At 42.1% G+C, this 24,742-nt stretch carries 19 protein-coding genes (1 of these 19 running past the window's edge); all 19 read right to left on the bottom strand.

Features of this window, described 5'->3' with window-relative positions; translation table 11 throughout:
- Window positions 1-15 precede the first annotated feature (15 nt).
- Window positions 16-927, bottom strand: coding sequence for an ABC transporter substrate-binding protein (locus VPAR_RS00370; protein ID WP_012863681.1), 912 nt, complete (start codon window positions 925-927; stop codon window positions 16-18).
- A 1-nt stretch (window position 928) separates the two neighbouring features.
- Complete coding sequence (gene cobN, locus VPAR_RS00365; protein ID WP_012863680.1) at window positions 929-4,552, bottom strand: cobaltochelatase subunit CobN; 3,624 nt, start codon at window positions 4,550-4,552, stop codon at window positions 929-931.
- Between the two features lie 3 nt (window positions 4,553-4,555).
- Window positions 4,556-6,571, bottom strand: coding sequence for a VWA domain-containing protein (locus VPAR_RS00360; RefSeq protein ID WP_012863679.1), 2,016 nt, complete (start codon window positions 6,569-6,571; stop codon window positions 4,556-4,558).
- Between the two features lie 2 nt (window positions 6,572-6,573).
- Window positions 6,574-7,503: a magnesium chelatase ATPase subunit I gene (locus tag VPAR_RS00355; RefSeq protein ID WP_012863678.1), complete on the bottom strand. Its 930-nt coding sequence runs from the start codon at window positions 7,501-7,503 to the stop codon at window positions 6,574-6,576.
- 84 nt (window positions 7,504-7,587) lie between these two features.
- On the bottom strand, window positions 7,588-8,433 hold the full coding sequence (locus VPAR_RS00350; RefSeq protein ID WP_012863677.1) for an ABC transporter ATP-binding protein: 846 nt from the start codon (window positions 8,431-8,433) through the stop codon (window positions 7,588-7,590).
- Complete coding sequence (locus tag VPAR_RS00345) at window positions 8,433-9,470, bottom strand: FecCD family ABC transporter permease (RefSeq protein ID WP_012863676.1); 1,038 nt, start codon at window positions 9,468-9,470, stop codon at window positions 8,433-8,435. Before VPAR_RS00345 ends, VPAR_RS00350 begins: the two co-directional genes overlap by 1 nt.
- Window positions 9,463-10,416 (bottom strand): ABC transporter substrate-binding protein, encoded by a 954-nt coding sequence (locus VPAR_RS00340; protein WP_012863675.1) that lies wholly within the window; start codon window positions 10,414-10,416, stop codon window positions 9,463-9,465. The genes VPAR_RS00345 and VPAR_RS00340 overlap by 8 nt, the downstream gene beginning before the upstream one ends.
- Window positions 10,417-10,459: 43 nt before the next feature.
- Window positions 10,460-12,442 (bottom strand): TonB-dependent receptor plug domain-containing protein, encoded by a 1,983-nt coding sequence (locus VPAR_RS00335; protein ID WP_012863674.1) that lies wholly within the window; start codon window positions 12,440-12,442, stop codon window positions 10,460-10,462.
- 143 nt (window positions 12,443-12,585) lie between these two features.
- Window positions 12,586-14,529, bottom strand: coding sequence for a TonB-dependent receptor (locus VPAR_RS00330; protein WP_012863673.1), 1,944 nt, complete (start codon window positions 14,527-14,529; stop codon window positions 12,586-12,588).
- 18 nt (window positions 14,530-14,547) lie between these two features.
- Window positions 14,548-15,309, bottom strand: coding sequence for an ABC transporter ATP-binding protein (locus VPAR_RS00325; RefSeq protein WP_012863672.1), 762 nt, complete (start codon window positions 15,307-15,309; stop codon window positions 14,548-14,550).
- Window positions 15,309-16,355, bottom strand: coding sequence for a FecCD family ABC transporter permease (locus VPAR_RS00320; RefSeq protein WP_012863671.1), 1,047 nt, complete (start codon window positions 16,353-16,355; stop codon window positions 15,309-15,311). The genes VPAR_RS00325 and VPAR_RS00320 overlap by 1 nt, the downstream gene beginning before the upstream one ends.
- A gap of 12 nt (window positions 16,356-16,367) precedes the next feature.
- A complete protein-coding gene (locus VPAR_RS00315; protein WP_012863670.1) occupies window positions 16,368-17,390 on the bottom strand; it encodes an ABC transporter substrate-binding protein in 1,023 nt (340 codons plus the stop codon).
- Window positions 17,390-19,843, bottom strand: coding sequence for a TonB-dependent receptor plug domain-containing protein (locus tag VPAR_RS00310; protein WP_012863669.1), 2,454 nt, complete (start codon window positions 19,841-19,843; stop codon window positions 17,390-17,392). Before VPAR_RS00310 ends, VPAR_RS00315 begins: the two co-directional genes overlap by 1 nt.
- Window positions 19,844-19,973: 130 nt before the next feature.
- Window positions 19,974-20,723 (bottom strand): energy transducer TonB, encoded by a 750-nt coding sequence (locus VPAR_RS00305; protein ID WP_012863668.1) that lies wholly within the window; start codon window positions 20,721-20,723, stop codon window positions 19,974-19,976.
- Between the two features lie 4 nt (window positions 20,724-20,727).
- Window positions 20,728-21,132 (bottom strand): ExbD/TolR family protein, encoded by a 405-nt coding sequence (locus tag VPAR_RS00300; RefSeq protein WP_012863667.1) that lies wholly within the window; start codon window positions 21,130-21,132, stop codon window positions 20,728-20,730.
- Complete coding sequence (locus VPAR_RS00295; RefSeq protein WP_004694376.1) at window positions 21,129-21,740, bottom strand: MotA/TolQ/ExbB proton channel family protein; 612 nt, start codon at window positions 21,738-21,740, stop codon at window positions 21,129-21,131. Before VPAR_RS00295 ends, VPAR_RS00300 begins: the two co-directional genes overlap by 4 nt.
- Window positions 21,741-22,394: 654 nt before the next feature.
- Entirely contained in the window at window positions 22,395-23,567 is a 1,173-nt protein-coding gene (locus VPAR_RS00290) for a M48 family metallopeptidase (protein WP_012863666.1), read from the bottom strand.
- A gap of 187 nt (window positions 23,568-23,754) precedes the next feature.
- The gene (locus VPAR_RS00285) at window positions 23,755-24,126 is read right to left on the bottom strand and encodes a CGGC domain-containing protein (RefSeq protein ID WP_012863665.1); all 372 of its coding nucleotides are present in this window, start codon (window positions 24,124-24,126) and stop codon (window positions 23,755-23,757) included.
- 124 nt (window positions 24,127-24,250) lie between these two features.
- Window positions 24,251-24,742, bottom strand: the 3' portion of a protein-coding gene (locus tag VPAR_RS00280) for a pirin family protein (RefSeq protein ID WP_012863664.1). The gene runs 399 nt beyond the window's last position; 492 of the gene's 891 nt are visible here — the last part of the coding sequence; its start codon lies beyond the right edge, outside the window — the gene reads right to left on this strand; its stop codon occupies window positions 24,251-24,253.

The raw sequence follows: 24,742 nt of genomic DNA, 5'->3' as shown, positions 1-24,742 counted from the left end.
TCCACACACACTAAATTACTTGCTATATATATTTTGTGCCATAGAAACCATTGCGCGGGTCATAAATTGGGAATAAGTCATGACCTGCGATGAATCTACGAAGAACACACGGCGATTGGCGATGGCCTTAACCCCTTGCAAAGCAGGATCAGAATAGAGTTGTTCTGCCGTTGCTGGCGTAGTACCATCAGAAGTATAGGCCACCGATGGGATGATAATAATATCCGGATTCGCTTTAATTAAATCCTCTCGCGTCCCATTATCAAAAGGTCCTAAGCCTAATTGAGCCGCCGCATTGGTAACCTTCAGATATTTAGTCATATCATCAAAGGTTGATCCCTTGCCGCCGGTTAAACCAAATTGCGTATAAAATGCCACTAAAGGGCGTTCACCGGTATGTTTATTTGCTAATTCTTCGACAGTTCTCAAATCTGCATCCATACTAGCAATCATCTTTTCATCAGAAGCATGTAAAAGTCCAGCAATTTCATGGATAACTGCTTTTGCTTCCTCTACCGTAGTCGGAGTCTTATAGACGTAAACAGGAATTTGCATATTTCGCATTTCCCCAATCGCATCTGGAGACATCCAGTTTGGAACTAACACTAAATCAGGTTGTACAGATAGCATGGATTCAGCAGTTGCTTTCACATGTTTCTCAACCTTGGCAGACTCGTCAGGCACATTGTTAGGTACCGTGCCAACAGCTGCCACTCGGCTCGGATCAACCAAAGATAACACGATATCCTCTGTGCTCGCAGCGACGGGAACGATGCGCTTCGGCTCGTTAGGCACCGTAACGGCTACCCCTGTACCATCCGTAACTTGATGTGTGGTGCCCGTAGTCCCCGTCTGCGTAGGACCACAGCCGACCACCAGAAGTACCATCATTAATATGGTACATATAATAGATATTCTTTGTTTCATATTAACGACCTTCTATAACACCTTCCATTGAAATATATAGAGACTGCAATTCCTCTAGCATATCTGGAGCTGCATCCCAATAGCCACGTTGAGCGGCTTCTAACAAAATTTCTGCAATGCGCTGTAAGGCCCAAGGGTTTACATTGCGCATCCAGTCTTGCACCACTTTGTCTAAGGCATATTTGTTAGCATACCCCTCATAAACCCAGTTAGGCACCACATCACTGGTAACATCCCAGCCAAAACTATGAGAAACCACATTAGACATATCCGATGCCCCTTTATAGCCATGGTTCATCATGGCCTGAATGAATTTCGGATTCTGCGTTTCCCCTTGTACAACACGGCGAAACTCATCCGATAAGGACCGCATCACGACGCGGCTGCGATCTGTACTATCCCCCACATAGGCACGAGGGGCACTACCTTTTGCATTTCGCACCGCCGCAATGAGACCACCATGATAGCTGTAATAATCATCAGCACTCAAAATGTGCGTTTCCCGATTATCTTCGTTCTTAATGGTTACATCCATCGTAGTTAATCGCCGTTGGAATAGCCTCATATCCTGAGGAATGTCCTCATGCAGGTGAAAGCTACTCCACTTGCTGTAAACTTGTGCAATGTCGCTTAAGGACTCCCAATTTTTCCCTTCAATCAGGGCACCCACACCCGTGCCATAGGCTTGTGGTGGGTCGCCAAAGATACGAAGGCGCGCCTTTTTAGTGGCTAGCATAGGATCTTCACCTTGTTCAACAAGCCAATCCACATCATCATGAATATGCTTTTTCACGTAGTTGTCTTCCAAGGACTCATCTAATTCTGCTACCATTTCAACGGCCTTGTCGAGCCAACTAATGGCAGTAGGCATCATATCTCGAATAAGACCACTGATGCGGCCCATCACGTCGATACGAGGGCGTTGTAATTCATCTAGCGAAATGACCTCGAGACCTGAAATACGACCGTTAGATTGCCATTTAGGACGAACCCCCAACAAGTAGAGGAATTCACCTAAACACTGACCATGACTTCTAGAATTGCTACTAGCCCATAAGATAATCCCTATCGTCTCGGGATAGCGCTGTTCATTTAAAATATAATCAGCCATAACTTGATCTGCAAGCTCTATACCTAATTGGTAGGCTATCTTTGTCGGCAAGGCTCTTTCATCTAAACCATAAAAGTTACGACCCGTAGGTAATACATCGACTTGACCACTCGATGGGGCTCCACCGGGACCAGGTTCGACATAGGTTCCTTGTAACGCTTTAGAGATAGAGCTGAGCTCATTTTGGGTTTGACCTAATTTAGGTATATACTCACGAACTATGGCATCTACCAAAGGCTCTAAACTTTGAGGCGCCTTATAATCTGGTTTATGTATAATATTAGACACAAACGCTCGTAATTCCTGCCAAATTCTATCGATAATCACACTATTACGAATTCCGTCATCATTGATTTCGCCAGCATGTTCCTCTAGATACGACCAATCATGCCCTAACTCAGCGGCTAGCGTTTCAAGACCTGATGCAATATCTCCTTGAGGGGTCCGTATGATAGCGGTAATAAATTCTTCTAAATCTGTCCCCTCAGGGCCTTGACCCAATATATGTAAACCATTGCGCATTTGCATATGTTTCAAATCGCTTAGCTTTTCGTGAACTTCTGTAATTATATCGTCCACCACCATAGTAGGTCCCTTTTCTTCATCGATAAGATGACAGGCCAGGGCCTTTTCGCGAATCACTTCGCCTATGTCAGCTACACTCTCAGGATGCTCCTGTTCAAAATGACTATGCTCATCTAGTAAAGCTTCTAGCTCTTCAAATTCATCGTAGAGCCCCGCCGTCGTCATCGGTGGCGACAAGTGGCCCACTAAACAGGCTGAACTACGCCGCTTAGCCTGTATGCCTTCTCCAATGATGGTTGTCCAGTACGGGTAAATATTTGGCAAACTAGAGATGCCGATTTCAGGATAACAGCTAGCACTGAGACCAGCCCCCTTACCTGGTAGCCATTCTAAGGAGCCATGTGTGCCTACATGAATAACCGCATCCGCTTCAAAGACATTCCGAACCCAGTGGTAGAACGCCAAATATTGATGCGGTGGAGGTAAGCAAGGATCGTGATAAATAGCAGATACATTCTCTCCGAAGCCGCGCGGTGGTTGCACCGTAATCCACAGATTGCCATTTGAAAAACCTGGAATGATGACTTCATCATCGTAGACAAATACATCTCCTGGGGCCTCCCCCCAAGATGTAACCATAGCTTGTTGCGTATCTGCTGGCAGTGTTTCAAAGTATGCTTTGTAATCCTTACTGCTCAAGCGACCTTCAGCCGAAGCTAGCAACTCATCGGTAAGCATGGAGCGGTCGTTTGTCATGTGGGATGTAACAATGTCCATTAAATCTGCACTCGTATCAGGCACAGAATCTATCGTATAACCTTCCTCTTTCATCTGTTCTAATAATCGTAGCACCGACTCAGGCGTATCAAGGCCTGCTGCAGAACCAATATTAGAATTCTTAGGCGGATAGTTGTGTAAAACAATGGTTATCTTTCGCTCAGATACAGGAATATACCGCAACTTAGACCATTTAATAGCTCGCTGAACGACGGCCGCAATGCGCTCTTTCACAGGTAAATACACATAGTGACCACGCTCATCAAAGGTCTGACAAGCCACTACACCGCCTTGAATAACGCCATCTAACTCAGGCTGTGATATGGATAAATTCACATCTAACGGCGTAACTCCTTGTGGATTCTCAGCCCAGGATTTCTCATCCATGTATATGGTATACCCCTGAACGATAGGTACGTCCTGTAATTTTAACTCCTCCAAGGTTTGAGCCCCTAAGGACTGGAAGGAGAATTTACAAGTATTGATAAGCACGTCAAAGGGGAATATATCCTTCCCAAAAAGATGGTTCATGGACAATTTCATATTCGGAATGCCTACGCGAGGATTCGAACCGTATTGCCCATAAAAAATAATCGGATTGTACTGATATTTATAAATTTCTTCAAATAAGGCCTGTTGATAATAAATATCCCCCATAATCCACTCGTCACGGTAAAAGTACACCGCAATGGACGGCCAATCAGGGTTTCCTTCGGCATCCATAAACTCATCATAGGTCTCGTAGATATTGCCTGCTCGCCCCATAATGGCTTGCCACGGAATTCGGTCAGGTTCTTCCCATTCAGAAATTGGTTTTGTACTGAAAGCACCGTTAATGAGCCGCACATAGTTCATGATGCCACTAGTACGACGATAACTTTCAAGACGAATCCGTTTATCCTCATCTATATTACGATACAGAATATCCGTTTTCTTAGGTTCTACCACATCGATCCAGTATTTTGGATGATGCGCATATAGCCATCGTTCAAGGCGTTCTAAGAATGGCGAGTCTAAGCCAACCCCCATGTTTGTTACGAGTACTACATCGGCAGCACGAAGGCGACTTTCAAAATCACCGTCCCAGAGAGGAGGCTTTTTCATATTGCAAATATCCACCTCGCCTTGTATCAATTCAGGGTAGGTAGCAACGGCCTTTTCTATATATTGGATTTGTTTTCCTAAGTTAGAAATATACATGAGTCGACTCATGATCTACCTCCGAGACACTCGCAAAATACGATCTGCCGTAATAGTATCCATGGCATAATAACTGCCATTCATCAATTTACATAATTCCTTAGCCAATCCAAGTTTGATAAAGCCCGTTTCCGTATCGATAACAATACAATCTACAGGCAAAGTACCAAGGATACGAGCCCATTGCTTGGACTCGGCTACAGGGTCTTCAGAATCACCCGACGTAGCTCGACCATCGGTGATACATATAATCTGAATTCGTTCCGCCCGATGGGCACGTAACAATCTATCGCACAGGGTATAGGCCATCCGTAAACCGTGAGCTAACGGCGTTTTACCGCCTGTAGGCATAGAGGTTAACAATCGCTCTGCTCGCTCAACGCTGCGCGTGAAAGGCAATAACACCTCTGCCGACTCCTTGCGGAACGCAATGAGCCCTACCGAATCACGGTGGATATAAGAATCTCGCAAGAGACTTAGAATAGCCGCTTTTGTGGCCTCCATGCGATGACGCGCCGCCATAGATCCACTGGCATCTACCACGAAAAGTTGATATGCACCAATGCGCTTTTCACGGGCTTTTCGGCGATAATCCTGAGGTTTTATCACTATAGCTAATCCCTTGCCGCCTTGATGCTTTAATTGCTGGGACTGAGTAGATAGTTTTTCTTGTTCCGTTTTAGTAGCAGCCCGCAATCGTTGGTAGGGTGCTGCTGCACGCAACGTATCTACTAGCGCCAAGTCCTCTAAGGCATGTTCATCTTGGTAAGCTCGAATCATACGCCCTCTCGTGTCCTTTGTTTTGGTCATGAGGCGACGGCCGGAGCCCTTGCGATACTGACGGTCTACTGTTTTAGAGGATTCTAGTTTCCATTGGAATAATTGGTTAGCTATACGGGCAACCGTATCGGGCAAACATAAAGAGGACAAGCGTTGTGAGTCGTCTCCACCTACGTTCATAGCTTCGGAATCACAGGATTCCTTCTGTGTAGCATCTAAGTCGTTAGATTGATTAGAACCATCAGCTTCACTTGAATCGTCTTGCTGAGAAGATGCATCTTCTGCACTATTCATAGCAGAATGAGTGTCCCCATCATTAGCGTTTGAATCCTTAGGAGCTGCTTCATTGCCCATAGAATCGTTTTGGTCCGCTTCATATTGTGCATCTTCATCAGCTTGGTCCGATGCATGTTCGGCCCTATTTTCTAGTTGATTTCTATCCGTTTTACTATTTCCATTCTCCCCTTGTGAAGGCTGTGATGTGGTTGTGTCATCACGCTTCATCCGATGAGGCAGTACATAAAGAGCACCCCGCTCTGCATGAATGGGCTTACAGTAAGAAACACCATCAAGAAGCGCCAGTGATTTCATAACTTGGAGCAATACAAACTCTGCACCGTAACCTACAGTACGAGCTTGGAGTGCATAGGAAATGGCTAATGAAATCATTGCATCAGGAACGGCAATCGATGAAATCCGCTTATGATCGATTAAACTGACTACATCCTTAAATGAGTGCTCTTCTGTTGAAGGTAACACAGTATCTGCACAAGAAATTACATCTCGAGTTTGTTGTAATACCGCCATCCTAGACTCCAATGAAGCTGGTTCCATAGATACGTGTACATCTACGAGTTCCCATTCCGCATCAGTTAAGGCTCTATCCTCATGGTTTATGGTCATAATCAACAAGATTTGGCGGCGTTTTGCCTCTGTTAATAAGGCATGACGCACTTCTGGGGATACCACATGACCATCATCGATGAGCCAGCATCGAGTATTATCGTCATCTAATAGACTAGAGGCCATGATCATCTTACCTTGCTCGAGAGAGGCTTCAAAATCGATGCTTTCTTGAAGTTGTGAGTTATCTATATAAACCGGTATAACACGATAGGGAATATGCCATGTATCGAGGCACTGACGAACCATAAAGCTTTTACCGACACCAGTTCCCCCAGAAATGACAATGCTATGTATCTGGTCGTTTACAAGGCCTATTTTGAGAGCCTCTTGTACAGATGTTTCCATAGCTAGCCCTCGATTACCGCAGATACTGCTGTATCGATGCGGTCTTCGTCGTGACCTTGTTCTTCAAAAGGCAATCTCCGCATGCGATGTTTTAACGTCAATCTTGCGGCCACCTTAATGTCGTCATCTATGATTTGTGAGCGACCGTGAAAGGCTGCATGAGCGCGAGCGGTGTGCATCATCGTAATATCTGAACGATGGCCATCAACGCCAACGCCGATACTAATGCTTGCTATCTTAAGCAAACTATCATCGGAGGGAATAATGGTTGGCAATAATTTGCGAGCTTGTAGCAAGCGCTCATGTAATGCTTGCTCCGATTCCTCATAAGACGCTATAAACGCTTCTGGAGCATCGCCAAATGCAAGACGTCGCTTAATCACCTCCATCCGCTGGGCTGGATCCTGTTCACCATAGACCATGACGGACAACCCAAAGCGATCTAATAGCTGAGGTCTTAGGTCCCCCTCTTCAGGGTTCATAGTTCCGACGAGGATGAAGCGAGATGGATGAGAATGGCTTACCCCTTCTCGCTCTACCGTATTTACCCCCATAGCGGCCACGTCTAGCAAAATATCTACAATATGGTCATCTAATAGATTCACCTCATCTACATAGAGAATATTTTGATGTGCTGCGTGTAAAATCCCCGGTTCAAAAGCTTTTACCCCCTCTTGCAATGCCTTTTCTAAATTAATAGACCCTACAACGCGGTCTTCCGTAGCATTTATAGGTAATTCTACTACGGTCATCGCATCAGTCCCTGTTTCCATCGGAGGTAACAGGCTTGGCAATGCACGTACAGCCGTAGACTTTGCAGTGCCCTTTTCGCCCTCAATTAACACACCGCCAATGGACGGATTGATGGCATTTAGCAAAAGAGCCAATTTCATTTCATCTTGACCAACAATAGCAGTAAATGGATATAACATAAGCCTGACCTCGCTAGGAATAGCAATACAAATATATCAAGATAAACAGGAAATTTACTGACCTATACATAGGCACTTATATGTCTATTTCAGTTGAGGGTCAATTGACATCTCTCCACTAGTCTCTGTTTGTTTATAATCCTCAATATCCGTAGTTCCTTTTGGGAACACAAAGATACGTTGTTGTTTGAAATATGGATCGTCGTAAACTGCTGCAGACAAGTGGAAGGCAGCTTTTAAATTATCTGCAGTGAGCACATCTCGAGGTGCACCTACATCAACGATGTGACCATCACTAACTAAGACGAGTTTAGTGCAATATTTTGCGGCTAATTCTAAGTCATGAACGACAATTAAAATCGTTTTACCTTCGTCACATAATCTGCGACCCTCATGAAAGATATCGTCAGCATATACTAGATCGAGGGCAGCCGTCGGCTCATCTAGTAATAGGACCTCTGTTTGTTGTGCCAAAGCCTTTGCTAAGAATACCCGTTGACGCTCACCGCCACTCAAAGATTGTACAGAACGATTCCGCAGATGATAAACGCCTACCTCTTTCATAGCCTGTTCAACGATAACCTTATCTTCAGGGCCTTCTTGTTCCCACCATTTTAAATAAGGATAACGAGCGGTCATCACAATATCGATGGCTTCATAATCGAAGGAAACATTTACAGACTGTTGCATATACGCCACATGATGAGCGATTTCTTTATCGCTCAAAGAAGAGATGCTTTTACCATCCCACAAAACATCTCCACCAGATGTAGGATAAAGGCCACGCAATGCTTTTAACAACGTTGTTTTACCAGAGCCATTAGGGCCGATAATGCCTACGAACTCGCCCCGGTCAATAGCAAAGGATGCCTCTTTCACAATGGTTGTGTCTCCTAATGTGACAGATAGAGATTGAACATCTAGTTTCATTAGGCCCCTCCTTTACGACGCAAGCGATGAAGTAAATATAGAAAATATGGTGCCCCTAATAGAGCCGTCATGATACCTACGCGAATCTCAACTGGCTGAGCAATAACGCGACCTAATGTATCACAGAATACGAGGAATAATGCGCCTCCAACGGCCGCCATAGGCAATAGTATTCGATGATCTGGCCCTACTAAGATACGCACAATATGTGGTACCACAAGACCTACAAAGCCAATGGAACCACTGACGCACACCGCAGTAGCAGTAACGACAGATGCCAAAAACAGGAATAGCATGCGATACACCATAACAGGCAAACCCAAGGCACGCGCCTCTGTATCGCCGAGAACGAGTACATTCAGGTGACGACCGAGCATCATTAATATAACGCTGCCAGTCATGATAGGTCCTACAGCAAGCAGAACATGGTCCCATCGACGATAATCGAGGCCACCTACCATCCAGAATAGGAATTCACGCAAACGGTATTCATTAATCATCGTCAAGATACCCGATGTAAAAGCACCGAGCAGCATACTAACAGCAACCCCTGCTAGCAATAATGTGGTCGTATCGAGCTTGTTATTGCGCCATGTTAAGAGAATCGTAATCCCTACGGATACAAAGGCTCCGACAAAGGCAAAAGCAGGCATGTAAAACATACCGAGAGATGTCACGCCAAGAGCAATGGCAATAACGGCGCCGAGAGACGCCCCTGCGGATACGCCCATAATACCTGGATCCGCCAAAGGGTTTGAGAAAACGCCTTGCATAACGGCGCCAGCGATTGCCAAGGCACCGCCTACGAGTAGTCCAATGATGAGGCGCGGCATGCGGATAAACCACAGTACCGCCTCTTGTTCAGCCGTAATAGGCTCCGTAAAACTCACAGGTATGCCCATGCCATTTAAAATACTTTGCACACCCCCTCCAATAGGAATCATAATGGTCCCTACATGGAGCGCCAATAAGCTCACGATACATAGCAATACCCCAATCAAAGTTATCGCCATGATGCGTTGTGTCTGTTTAGTCATGAGAATTCCTTTCTAATTGAGGATACACAGTATACATAATGGCTAGCATCGCTTCCCCAATATGCTGATTCATAGTATATAAGTACGCTGCCGGTAAAGGCTTAACACGATTTTCCTTGATAGCCGGCAGATTTTGAAAGGCCGGATTTTTTAAATATCGATCCGCCAAATTCTTGTCCATTCCCTTATAGGATGGAATAAAAATGTAGTCTGGATTCATGGCTAGCACTCTCTCCTCCCCAAAGGGTATGTGCGGTGGTAAGCCAATCCGATCAGGTGCATTATAGATACTCATATAGTGACACATATCATCAAAAAGGCTTCCTGTTCCCGTATATCCGTCCATAGATGATACAAAGAGAACCGTCTTACGCTGCTCAATTGGAATAGATTCTGCTAGGTGCTTTATTTCATCTATTTCACGATGAATCTTCCGAATGTAAAAGCTACCCTTTTCATCTTCGCCGATAATATGAGCAATATCCATCACATTCTGAATCACTCCGTCCACCGTAGAAGGGGTAGGTACCACAACAGTGGCTATACCCATGTGCCGTAAACCATAGATAACATCAGCCGATATATAATCTGGCGCTATAACGAGATCCGGTTTCAAGGCTATGATTTTCTCCAAAGGATACGAACTCAACACTGGTTTTACCAGCTTTGCGCGCTTCGCCTCTAGCGAATATTCCTCATAGGTAGACAATTTATTAATGCCTGCTAAACGTTCTGGTTCTATAAGTCCTAATAAAATTGTGTCGACCGCAGAAGACAGTGATAAAATCCGTTTTGGATGCTCTGGAACAGCAACTTGAACGCCATCATGACTGTCAACATAACGAGTATATGGCGTTACATTTGCCTCCGATTGAGGTCCACAACCCGCTATACATACACAAAGGAGTATCATCAAACATATGAAAAATCCAATTTTCTTGTTCATGATGATACTCCTTGTATAGTTCTAATTAGTGATTACATAAAGACTAGAATTTTTGAGTATAGCTAAGTTGGTAATTAAATGGTTCATCCCAGTATTCCCAGTCGCCGTTGGAAATAACATTATGACGGTTTAACAAGTTACGTGCATCTAGCCGCAAGGATGAGTTTTCATTGAACTGATAGCCTACGTATGCATTCCAAGCTATAAGATTTGGGTTTGTACCGCCATCGCGGTTCTTCATCCGTTTTGTGACAAAGTTGATGCTAGTACCTGCAGTCCAGGTTGAGCTATTGTAATGGATACCCCCTGTAAATTGCAATTTAGGGTTAGCTTGTTTCCAATAGGTCTTATCGATTTCTCGTTGTTTTGGATTAGAATACGATGCACCCACAGTCATTTTTAAGTGATCTGTTAATTTACGACCATATTGGGCTTCGATACCGACATTTCTATAGCGACCACCATTTACGCGAATCGTGTTTTTACCATTGCTATCCGGTTTCCAAGAGAAGAAGTTTTTAAAGTCCATATAGAAGAGCGCTACTTTCCAGCTATCTTTGTTAGTAATGTGTTTATAGCCTAATTCGTAATTCCAACCTTCTTCAGGTTTCAAATTACGTCCACTAACAGAGGCATAGCCTTTATTAATTTTCTTGAAAGTATCGCTTAAGTTCGGCATTCTAAAGGCTTTACCAACATTTATGTACATGGATGATTCCTTGTTAATACGATGTTGTAATTGGAACTGAGGAATTAATACGCGTTGATTTTTCACAGGGTCTTTAATATCCGAATAACGCAAGCCTAAAATACTAGTCCATTTAGGATTGATTTGATAGGAGTATGTACCATAAATGGCATAACTATTGCGATGTGGATTTCCATAGTATGGACCAGATTTAGTGCGATATGTTTCTCGTTTACCAAGTACACCTGCAATGAAATAGTCCTTGCCACCGCGGAAGTCCCATTCATGTTGCACATCGAAACCATATTGTCGAGCAATATAGTTGTTATCACTCAACGTATATGTCTTTTTGCTATGTATGCGACTTTTACCATACAAATCTCTATCATTGTAGAAGATTGTACCTGTAGTATTGCCATCTTTATAAACTAAAGACGCATTATTTTTAGTATCTTTATAAGCATATGTTGTAGAGTGAAGCTTTTGCTTAATAGGATTCGTTTCTGTACTCAACTGTCCAAAAGAAGAATTACCTTCAAAGCGACTAAAGTTCAAAGTCAACTTATCATTTAATTTGCCGCTCATAAATACACCTAAGGAATTCCCTTTGTTACGAGCTGTATAATATTCATAGCCTCTAGCATAAGCACCGATATCGGAGCGGATAGGGGTTTCTGGATCTTGAGCACCAAAGAAGTTACGTTCCACACCAATTAAGAAGCGAGGCGTGCCATAGTTAATTTTATAAGTTTGGCGACCCATATTACCAAAACCTACCGTAGCAGAGCCCCCTTCTTTACTTGGAGTCTTAGTAATTACATTGATAACACCACTCATAGCATCAGCGCCATATAAAGCAGAGGCTGCACCTTTTAATACTTCAATGCGTTCAATAGAGCTAGTCGGAATAGAACTAAGGCCGCCCTTGCCATTGAGGTTCATCGGTACTCCATTCATGAGAATCAAGGATCCCCGTTCAAGGCCACGGATATTCACACGGCTATCCATAGCCCCATATTCAAGACCGGATGCACCATAGGAAAAAGACGTAATGCCTGGTACCATATTAACTGCATCAAATGCATTTTTAGCACCGCTATTAGCTAAGTCCTTTTGAGTAATAACATCCATCGCAGCCGGCGTATCTAAATCTAAAAGAGCCATGCGATTTGCTGTTACATTAATAGTATGGATTTCAGATACTCCATTAGTTTCACTCGATGCAGCTATAGTGGGAGTCTTATCAGCACTTACCTCTGCTGCATATCCATTCACAGACAATCCTATCAATGCTAAACCCACAAGTATAGATATACGCTGCTTAATTTGTTGTCTCATACCAAATGCCTCACTTAACACATATATACATTCACACAATTATATAAACTACATATTTGTATTATTACACATTTATTTGGTCCGCACAAAACCCATACCCCTACCGCTACTGCATTCTCGGGGGATTGTATCGTTAATACATATTAAAATTTTTGTGTATAACTTAATTCATAATTGAATGGTGCATCCCAGTATTCATAATCTCCATTGGATACCACATTATGACGATTCAAAAGATTGCGTGCATCGAGGCGTAATGTAGCATCTTTGTTAAAGTGATACCCAACGTAAGCATTCCAAAGAGCAATGTTAGGATTCAAGCCGCCATCACGATTGCGCAAACGTTTGGTAACAAAGCTAAAGGATGTACCAGCTTCCCAGGTTGGGCTTTTATAATGAATGCCGGTTGTAAACTGTAACTTAGGAGCCGCTTGTTTCCAATAGGTTTCATTCATTTCCTTTTGTTTTGGATTAGAATAAGAACCACTTACACTCATTTTGAGTCGATCTGACAAATGTCTACTATACTCAGCTTCAATCCCAACATTGTGGAATTTACCACCGTTTACGCGAACGGTTGGGCGACCATTTACATCAGGTTGCCATTGGAAGAAGTTCTTGAAGTCCATATAGAACACGTCCACCTTCCAGCTATCCTTCTTATTAAGACGTTTATAACCTAATTCATAGTTCCAACCCTCTTCAGGCTTAAGATTTTTACCACTTACTGCTGTGTATTGGCGGTTCACGCTACGGAATGAATCACTCAAGCTAGGCATCGTGTAAGCTTTCCCTATATTTAAGTACATGGAGGAAGCTTTATTGATGGTGTGCAACAATTGGAACTGAGGCGTTAACACATGTTGGTCCTTAATAGGATCACTAATGGCTGTATAACGCAAGCCCAAAATGGCAGTCCATTTGGGATTGATTTCACGAGAATAGCTACTGTACACCGCATAGGTATTACGATGAGGCCGTGTATACACAGGGGCATGTGTGGCACGATAGGTTTCTTGCTTACCTGTAACACCGGCAATCAAATAATCCTTACCGCCTCTAAAGTCCCATTCATGTTGTACATCTATACCATATTGACGAGCTACATAACTGGTTTCGGTCGGCTTGAACTGTTTAGCACTATGAACACGGCTTTCACCACGCATAGTACGGTCGTTATAAAACAATGTTCCCGTCGTATTATCATCTTTATAAATCAAAGATGCATTATTGCGGTCATCCTTGTAATGATATGTCGTAGAATGACGAGCCTGTCTCACAGGATTTCTTTCTGTACTAATCAAACCAAAGGAGGAACGGCTTTCAGCGCGAGTATAATTTAAGGTTATCTTATCTGAAAGCTTACCGCTCATGAACACACCTAAGGAATTACCTTTATTGCGCGTAGTGTAGTAATCATAACCCTTGCGGCCTGTATAGTCATACCGCACCGGTGTAGATGGATCTTGAGTCCCCCAGTATTTTCTATCGATACCAACGAGGAATCGATCAGTACCATAAGAAATATCAAATCTCTTGGAGCCTCGATTACCTACAGCTACCGTAGCAGAACCGCCCTCTTTTGACGGCGTTTTTGTAATAATATTTATAACGCCACCTAAAGCTTCTGCGCCATATAAGGTAGAGGCCGCCCCCTTTACAACTTCGATGCGCTCAATGGCACTGGTAGGTATAGAGCCAATTCCGCTCTTACCATTTAAGTTCATAGGTACACCGTTTACAAGAACAAGTGCACCGCGATCGAGACCACGAATATTCGTACGGCTATCCATGCCACCAAAATCTGCGCCAGACGCACTAAAGGAGTTAATGGTTACACCCGGTACATTAGCGACCGCATCAAAAGCCGTCTTAGCACCGCTATTTTGTATATCCTCTTGGGTAATAACAGAAGTCGATACTGGTGTATCTAAATCTAATAACGATGTACGATTAGCGGTAACATTTATGGTAACTTCTTCCTCATTATTGTTCATTGTTACATCTGCAGCATAACTATTAATTGACATAGTAGTTAATGCCATAAGCACTGCTACATAGACTTGTTTATTCATTCGTTTCATCATCCACGCCTCTTTTTTCAATTATTCCATATTATATATAATATTTAATCGTCCATTTGGTAATGTTTGTACCGTGGCGGACACGCCGTAAATGTGGCAAATGGTATCCTCTGTCAATACTTCATGAGGGGTACCTGTACACACTACTGAACCGTCTTTTAACGCAATGAGACGATCACAATAGATGGCTGCTAGATTCAAATCGTGAATAGCAGCCACTACGGTTGCATCAAGGCGTTTTACAATTGTCATCAGTTCCAGCTGATACTTAATATCTAGATGGTTTGTCGGCTCGTCTAACACTAGGCATTCTGTGCGTTGTGCCAAGGCACGCGCTAAGATAACGCGCTGCTGCTCACCACCAGATAAGGTATTAAAATTGCGACTTTCAAAATCACTAAGCCCTACTTGAGCTAATGCATGTCGGGCGATTTCATAGTCATCAATTTGATCTCTATCGAGTAGCCCTTTATAAGGGGAACGGCCCATGAGAACCATTTCAAGGACGGAAAAATCAAAGTTAACCGTACTATGCTGTGCCACTACAGCCATTTTTAAGGCTGTATCGCGATGACTTAAGGAACTCATTTCAGTGCCATCAAAGAAAATCTTCCCATGATTAGGCTGAAGCACGCGGTATAAGCATTTCAAGAACGTACTTTTACCACTACCATTAGGACCAATAATGCCAACGAATTCCTTATTTCGTATATCTAGGGAAATATCCTGAAGAATCGTTTTAGAACCAAATGAGACTTGGATATTATCTGTTTGAATATTCATTATTCCCCTCCAAATCCGTAGTTCTTACGCACCAACATGTATACAAAGGTTGGTGCCCCAATGAGAGAAATGAGAATGCCGATTGGCAATTCTGCGTGAGGAATAATACATCGGCACAAGCCATCAGCAATGACGAGGAAAATACTGCCCCCTAATGCGCTGAACGGAATCAAAGTCCAGTGATTCGTTCCGATTGTCATGCGCACGAGGTGAGGAATCAAGAGGCCTACAAAGCCAATCATGCCCGCCGCGTACACTACAAAACCGATGATAAGAGAGCTAATAATCAAATAGACTTGGCGGTACGTATGTAAGTCGCGCCCTAAAGTTATGGCCACCTCATCACCAAGGAGCATCATGTTTAAAATTCTGCTTTGAGACCAGAAAAAGATGATGCTCACGAGGACAACGACGGCAATAAACGGCAACATATCCCATTTAGCGCCCGCCAAACTACCCATCAACCAATATGTAATGGTTTGGATGCCTTCCTTATCGTCCGCTAAATAAACCACAAAACTAGAGAAGGAGCTACATACGGCGCTTAACGCCAAGCCCCCTAAAATCAATTTCACCGAATTTGGTCGGCCACCCAAGTTCGAGATAAACAATACACCGAAGGAAATCGCCATAGCCCCGATAAAGGCCATAACGCCGATGAAGTTCTCACCGAACATAACGCCAACACCAAATAAAATAGCTATCGTAGCACCGAGAGACGCACCGGAGGAAATCCCCAAGATATAAGGATCTGCCAGTGGATTCTTAACGATGGCCTGCATGATAACGCCAGATACGGCAAGACCTGCTCCAATAATAGCGGCCATCAACAACCGCGGCATACGTAGTAACCAAATAATAGTCTGATCAGGACTATTCATAGGATCATCAATAGCCAATGGGCTAGAAAATTGATCTATTACAATATTGAGAATTTGAGAAAGTGAAAACTGTACTGTACCAACAGAAAGTCCCCATAGAATGGCTACTGCTAGCACCCCTATGAGGACAAATCCGCCAGCAGTATATCCAATTCGTTTTAGCATACTGCTCCTTTATTAATGAATTAAATCTGGTACCCCTTCTGGATATAGATTAGGATACAACCCATGCGATACGATGTCGATACCATCTAATAAGCGAATACCAGGACTATATACAGCAAGCAATGGCAAGAAATGAACGCGTTTATTGCGCAATGCATTAACACCTTGTAAACCTGACTGCGTTAATACATAGTTCATAATCACATCCGCTTGACTATATTCGCCGTCAGACACGATCAAGAAAATTACATCCGGATTCTGCTCCACCACGTCCTCCATGCTAATGGACGGCGTTTCCGTGTCGATCACATCGGCGTGCAAGGAAGCCCCTATATTACCAGCTAATGTCTTATGTCCATACAATCGAAAATGCTTGCCTTGCACCTCAATAAACAATGCCTTTGGTGGCTTCTCATGAGCCGTTTGGGCTACCGTGTACGCCACAGATTGTTGCATCTCTTGAATGAGACGCTCTGCTTCCATGTTTCGATTAAAAATACGCCCCAAATCTCGAATATATTTATACTCCATATCCATGGTGAGCGCCGATTGAGCCCCCAATGAGGACTCTGCAATATATACATTCGCTAGTCTCGCCTGCCAAAATGTAGGTGTTTGTAACATTTTATTTGTGAAAGTAGACTTCCAACCTACCAACAAATCAGGCTTCATCATTAATACGCTTTCCAAATTGGCGTATTTCAGATCCTTGTATGGAATTTTATCGTATGCCTCACGGTATTCTGGTCGCACGTATTTGCGATCTGGAATCCCCATGCCCGCTACGATACGATCCCCTTCACCAAGAGCAATGATAGTTTCTATGGAGTTTTGCCACATCGCCACCACACGCTCGGGCACCGCCGTATAGGTACTTTCAAAAGGTTCACCTCGACGTACAAAGGATTCAATTGTCACTGGTGGCTGCAATTTGATATGTACTGGTGTAGACTGATGGTCCTCAACAGTTACCTGCTGAGGACCACAACCTACACATATTAATAGACATAGTATTAATACGCTGAATCTAATCATTAGAATTTATATTTCGCCCCAATCATGAAGGAACGTGCTGGCATAGCCGCACTACCGCGACCATTGTAAGCGCTATAGCTTGTTTCATAAGCGCGGTTAAGAACGTTATTTACCACGATGTACGCCGTTAAATCTTTTGTTACATCATAGTTGAGGTTCCAGTCCACGATGAGGAAACGTCTATGAGTGAATGCATAGTCACTGTTACCAGTGTACCAATTAATCAACAAGCCAGAATATAGACGCTTGTTATCATAGGAAATGTTCAATGCATAGTGGTTTTGCGGACGCAAGCTATTAATAGCCACATTGATATCATCGCTATTGCTATAACCCCAGTTTGGATCAAGAATCCAACCACCTTTAGATAACCATTTATCTTTCATATGAGAGTAAGACGCACTCATTGTTACATGTTCATTTAATCTGTGGTCTACTGTAATATTGAAAGATTGTTTGTTTTCTTTTGCATTAACTGCTGTTTTTTCAAACTCGCCTGTTCTGCTATTCAAAATTGGCAATGTAGCGATGGCATTTCTCATACGCGTGTAATCATAATGAACTGCTACAGTAGTATTATTACCTTTACCGAACGTATGTAATAGGCCCCATGTGAAAGCATCGCCTCTTTCGTCATCTAACGGTGTATTAAATACGCCATCAGTCGCACTATAGTCGCCTGTTTTAAGCGGTCTTAAGATACGAGTCCACCCAGCGTACATGCTAGTCTTTTTATTAAATTTAACTTGACCATGCAAGCTAGGAGTCAAGGCGCTTACACTACCTTTACCTTGGGAGTCACCGCTGCCATTACCTTGAATGCTGCTATAGTGTACATAGCGCAACGCTGGTGTTAATTCCACATTGTTACCAATGTAGATTTTATCTTGCAAATAAGCATATAAAGTATTGCGACGAATATCAGAAGACACTACATCACCATTACGTTTAATAGAACGGGAGTTCAAATTAGAGCGACTATAGTCGATATTAGCAATAATATCATGCTTATCAAGTTGGCGAGTCCATTGAAGCTCTACGCCTGTTTTGTTTTCTTTATACCATCTATTTGGGCTACCTGCCATACCACCTGTGTCAGAAATCCATTGACGCAATGCATCACGACGATCAGGGAATGGTGCCAAATTGGAATCAACCCATGCATTAAATTGCTCAACAGTAGCACCATTAGGGAATGCCGCCGCATAGGCAGCACGTGCAGCCTCACTACCAAGCTTAGACCATGTATATGTATCGCGACCTTCATATCGATGATCTAAACGATACAATCTAGCAAAGCTTTCCATTTGGCCTTGGCGATCGAAAGTAAACTTCAAATCTGTGTCCAAGTTTTTAAACTTACTATAAGAGCCGTAGTTACCATCTAAAGCGAATAAATTGTGGTAGCCAGGGTTTCTGGAGTCACCATACAACTTAGGTGCATAACCTTGTGGATTTCTATCTGGATTTACATATTTAGGATCTGTTTTCAACTTGTAATTAGCATCATATTGGCCAACTTCAGCATTGAAAATAATGCGACGCCAATCATCTGCATTCCAGTATTTACGACTAGGCGTAGAAATCGGATATCCATCGCGCCCTTTTTTAAAGTTCATAGAGAACTGTAAGCTTTGTTTCTTATTGAACTCATGGTCAATACGCGCATTAAAACCTTCTTCGCGCCATTTAGAACCTGTAAGAGTTGCTACTTCACCCGTATCGCCATCTTTATACTTCGTATCTTGAGACATAGTACGTGTAGCTGTTACAAAATAACCAGTGGAAGCATTTTTGCCTGCCGCACCTTGTACAGTCAAATTATAGCTATGCTTATTCCAGCTGCCTGTAGTCAAATCAACGGATCCGCTGAAGTTGCCTTTACCACGGCGTGTAATGATATTGATTACACCACCTGTAGCATCAGAACCATATTGAGAAGCACCAGGGCCTTTGATAACTTCGATTTTATCAATAGCATCCATATTGGTTACTTCATCGATATTAACACCTGTAGATTTAGAGCCTCTTTCAGAGCTATCACCTAAACGACCAGATGTAATATTGTCTATACGACGACCATCCACCAAAACTACAACGCGGGAGTCACCATTGATGGATACACCATTATTGTAGAATTGATAGCCATACTCACCACCACGGTAACCAGGATTTTGGAATGTAACACCTGGAACGCGTTTAATCGCTTCAGTTACATCGCGATAATGACGTTTTTCAATCTCTTCACGAGTGATAACCTTTACATCACCACCAGTACGGTAATAAGATTGCTCAGTAATGGTATTACCATACTCATCCTTAGCCGCATCGGCTTTTACCGAAACATTATGAACCTCATAACCCTTGAAATTCTCATCATACGCATATGCTTGATACGTACCTAACGCTAACGTTGCTGCAATAGCAGCAGATAAAATACGACGACTCGTCATAAACCCTCCACACACAATAAATACACAATAAAAATAATATTAAAACTAATCCTCTAACAAATGCGTTTCTTGTATTTTCTGAATTACGACTACACACAAACATAATTCATACATTATCAGCTATAGAAGATTAATTATAACCATAATCTACATTAACCACAATCGTAACTGGCTCACCTGTTGTATTCTCTATACCTCCGGAGCTCTCTACGAGGCTAGAAGCAGCATTATCGAGAATGCTAGAGCCACTACTACCGATCATATTCGCACCAGCAAAGTTGCCATCAGCATCAAAAGTGATTTCAAAGGAAACTCGTCCACTGAGTCCACGGCGCACCGCCTGTTGAGGCATCACTTTATTACTCTCAACGCGAGCGATATAACCTGAACTATCGTAAGAGCCCCCACGACGTTCTACATCGCCAGGACCTGGGTCACCACCTTTAGATCCATTACCTTCTTCACTAAGCCCTCCATTGCCAGCATTACCACCACCAGGGCCTGGTACATTGCCACTTCCTAGATTACCAACAGGATTATCAGTATTACCATTCAAATTGACTGATGCCGTCTCATTGCCACCTAAGTAAGGATTCAGATTTTTTAAGCCTTCTGTCGGCTTTCCCGATAAATCAGGCAACACACTACCTGCTTTACCGCCCCCTGCGACGGGTTTGTCGTCAGGGTGAATCTTTAGTTTCTCAGGATCCTTCTTTTCTTGAGGAGGTTCTTGCTGCCCCATATCGAGGTTGATAACCAAGTCTTTTTTTTGTGTTTCTGGAGGTTTTATATGACTAAACCAATCACCTACAACACCCCAATATACAAGATTTAATACCAATGCAGCTACGAAAGGAATTCCATATCGTTTGTCTACCATAGAATCACTTCCGTTCTGTAGCTACGCTAACAAACCGAGCACCACTAATTTTAAGATTATCTAAAATATTGATAACGTCCTTATATGCAATATCCTCAGAGGCACGTACAATAAATGCCTGTTGAGGTTCTTTTGCAACAATCCCTTGAATTTCATTACCCAATTGATCAGGGGCAATCTCACGTTCATTCAAATACATTTTATGTGTAGCTGTTAATGAAATCGTGATAGGCTCAATCGTCTTCGCAGAGGAAGAGGAGGCCTTTGGTAAGTTAAGAGGAATTTGTTCCTCTGTATTCATGTATAGCGTACTCATCATGAAAAATACGAGCAAGAAGAAAACGATATCAATCATAGGTATAATCATGATGGTAGGTTCTTTTTGTATGCCTACTGAACTACGTTTCATCGTTGACTCCTAATATATAAATCCATAATAGAACCTAATTTTTGCTCTAACTTTGCAATATCAGAATTTACTTTATCTGTACACCAACTATGGATAGCTAATGCTACGATAGCTACTGAAAGCCCCGTTGCAGTGGCAACCAACGCTTCGGATACGCCGCCTGTGATAACAGTAGGCGCACCAATATCGCCTCCAACGGCTGCGAAGGATCGAATCATACCAACAACAGTCCCCAAAAGTCCAAGTAATGGAGCCATTGTTACCATCATGCTAAGCCAGTTAAGACCGCGTTTTAAACGTTCATCCATGTAACCTACCACATCATGTAAACGGTTCTCTAAACCTTCCGCACTATATACAGACTCCACGATAGGAGATACGAATCTACTCAATGCGTCATCACTATTTTTTATAGAATTTTCTAGAGTAGACCAATTATTACTATTACGACCTGCATCAATGCTATCGGACAACTGTTGTAACTCATGATTGATGTTTCTGTACGTACGAATACGTTCAAATAAAATAGTACATGCTGCTAACATGAATAGTACAAGTGGATACATAACGAAACCACCTGCATTAAATAGGTGAATTGTATACTCCATCATAGCCTCCATATAATGTATAAAATTACGTATTATTTAACAAAAAAATGGTCATCTATATTATTAGATTAACCACCAACATTGACATTATCCTATAAAGCATGTATAAGTACAATAACCCTATACCCCCTACCGTTATGGTATTTCTATAGGATTCCATTCTAAGCACATATTTCATCCACCTTAAATATACATCTATCCACCATATATAGACAACACTAAGTTATCGCATAAATAATTCATAAATATTACAAGAAATATAATAAAACCTTCTATAGCAACTATGTTTAACAAGATAATTTCTTATATTTCATGGTATAAACCCATTACAATTCACTTTCCATTCTCAAAAGATTCTCTGTATTTTTATGAATCTATTATTGCTTTATGAATATAATTTATTTACACATGAATAATAATTATACTTATGATCAACAATATCTTTACAGTCTATTTCTTACTCGTATATCCCTCAATACATCTTATAAACTTATTAACATATAAACTTATTAACATATAAACTTATACTCAAACTATAAAAATTACAATCCATATAAAAAGAGGACTAAGCCTTCATGGGCTCAGTCCTCTGATTATTCTGATTATAATAACATAAATCCTTAAAGCAAATTATATGCCATTAATAACTCTCATTTATTTTTTAGCTTTATCAGCTTTTACCTTTTTATTTTCTTTTACCTTTTTAGGTTTTTCTTGTTTAACCTTCACTGGTTTTTTCGCATTAACAGCAGAACCTGCAGGCTTTACAAATGCATTGTTAAGATTTGTTGCCACTTGCAATGCTACATCCACATTTGGCGTAGAAACAATGGATTGACCAGCTACCGTTACAGTGTCACCACTATAGGATGCAGAACCTGGTGTCACTTGATTGTTATGATACAATCGTGCCAATTTACCAGCCATGTAATAAGCACGCTCTTCGCCTGTGTAGCGGCCACTACCTGCTGGAGTATAGATATTATCACCGTTTACGTACACAGTACCATTCGATACGTTTACATGATTCCCAGAATATGTGTACATACGAGAAATATTATTGTTCACCCGATCGGACAACTTTGGATGGTTATTAGGTGCTACCACTTGTGAAAGCCCTTCGCGGTAGTGTTCCCCCACTTTGTTGCGCAGTACTGCCATAGAACCAGCTGCACCACCCACATTGTATGGAGACTCACTTAAAATCTTAAAGCCTAACTCATCAGCGGCTTTTTCTTGACTCATCGTAAACACTTGATTGGATAAGTAGTTACCTGCCACATTAGATAAAATAGCCGCACCTTCACTGCCGCCAGCAGCAATGCCAACCGCTGTAGAAAGACCAATTTGCTTCTTAGCGCCATTAATAATATCTTTATGCTCGCCATGAGAGATTTCATGAGCCATTACATAGGCCAATTGATCATCATCTAGCGTATCTAGAGCACCCTTGTTAATGGACATAACGCGACCAAGTGTGGCAAACGCATTGAACTCCTCATCAGGATTCGCATATACAACGTAGGAACGTTTTACACTAGGTGTAGCCTCTAAGGTCTTCATAATTCGATTTACACGCTCTTGGGCAGCACTATCGTTTAAGTAACCAGTTTTCTCTTTTGTGCGTGCCAAACTCTCCTGTTGCCCCTCTGCAGAATTATCCATTTTATTTAATGCAGTAGATACGTAAGCCATAGCAATAGCACCACCAGCTAAAGATTGTACCGCAACAGACGCAGCATTAACAGAAGCCGTTTGCATCATAGTAGGTGCCATTGTCACTGCCATAGCAATAGATAAAGTAGCCGCTGTAAGTTTCTTGTTCATTCTCTCAACCTCTTAAACAATGATATAGCTATATAATAATAAAACAATATAGAATGTAAGAAAACGCCAGAATTTCCACACTATCTATATAATATTACTTCATGATAAATATAGAATGAATAATGGAACAATCATTCATCTATCATAAGATGGTGCAATCTATTATGGTTAATTCAAACATTGCTAACTATTGATCTGTCGTTACTGGTTTAGCTGAAAGTACTACCGCTTCTTTACCATCTTTAGAAACAGCGCCACCATGTGTATAGCCTACTACATCAAAGCCTGCCTCAGCACACTGCTCTGCGATGCTTTCATAATTTTCATTCTTACCACGCGTACATGTAGAAAGATGTACCGTAGTAACACCTTTTTTCTTAAAAGACTCAATCTTCTTAGCTAGATCCCCACCACTATGTGTGAACCCCACCAACTCAATATCCTCATCAGCATAACGCTCAAAGGAATCCGCTTTATTCATAAATGCTTTCAAACAACCGCCACAAGAACAGCGCTGCATTGTATCCTCATTTACAAGGACTGCAATTTTTTTAGACATAAAACCTCCTGTCAAAACATTGTACGCAATCATTATACCATAATCAATATAAAACAATGTATCTCAGGATACATTACTTACAAGAAATACCCTGATGTACGCCATTATAAATCAGGGTGTTATATTACATAATAGCTTCTTCGCGGCCAAATTTACCGTTTTTGTATTCCCCATAAGCGAGGAGAAGCTCTGTTTTATTTGTCATAACAAATGACCCTTGTTTTACCACTGGTTCATTGAGGGGTTCTCCAGCGAGAACGAAGATTTCAAGACCTTCATCACCAGACTCTACCTCAAAGCGCTCTCCATCATTATTGAAAAGTACAAAGTCTGCAAATTCTATGCTTTCACCATTGGCACTACCTGTACCATTAATCACAAGGAAGCCTGTATTCCAAGTCATATTCTCAGAAATAGAGATCCATGAATTAGGTTGAAGTTTTAATTTGTAAATATTCATCGGTGTATGGGATTTAGCAGGACCTGTTATATGTCTGAAAGCACCTGTGTAAACGATGGCATCGATTGTTTCATCAAGAGATTGATACCGCCCCATTGTGGTAGCAGGTATATATTGATATGCAGGTGCATCGTTTTTATGACGTTCAGGTAGATT

It is taken from the genome of Veillonella parvula DSM 2008, from assembly GCF_000024945.1.
Lineage (GTDB): Bacteria > Bacillota > Negativicutes > Veillonellales > Veillonellaceae > Veillonella > Veillonella parvula.
The sequence above is the reverse complement of the archived record's forward strand: the minus strand, read 5'-3'. Positions and strand labels throughout refer to the sequence as shown.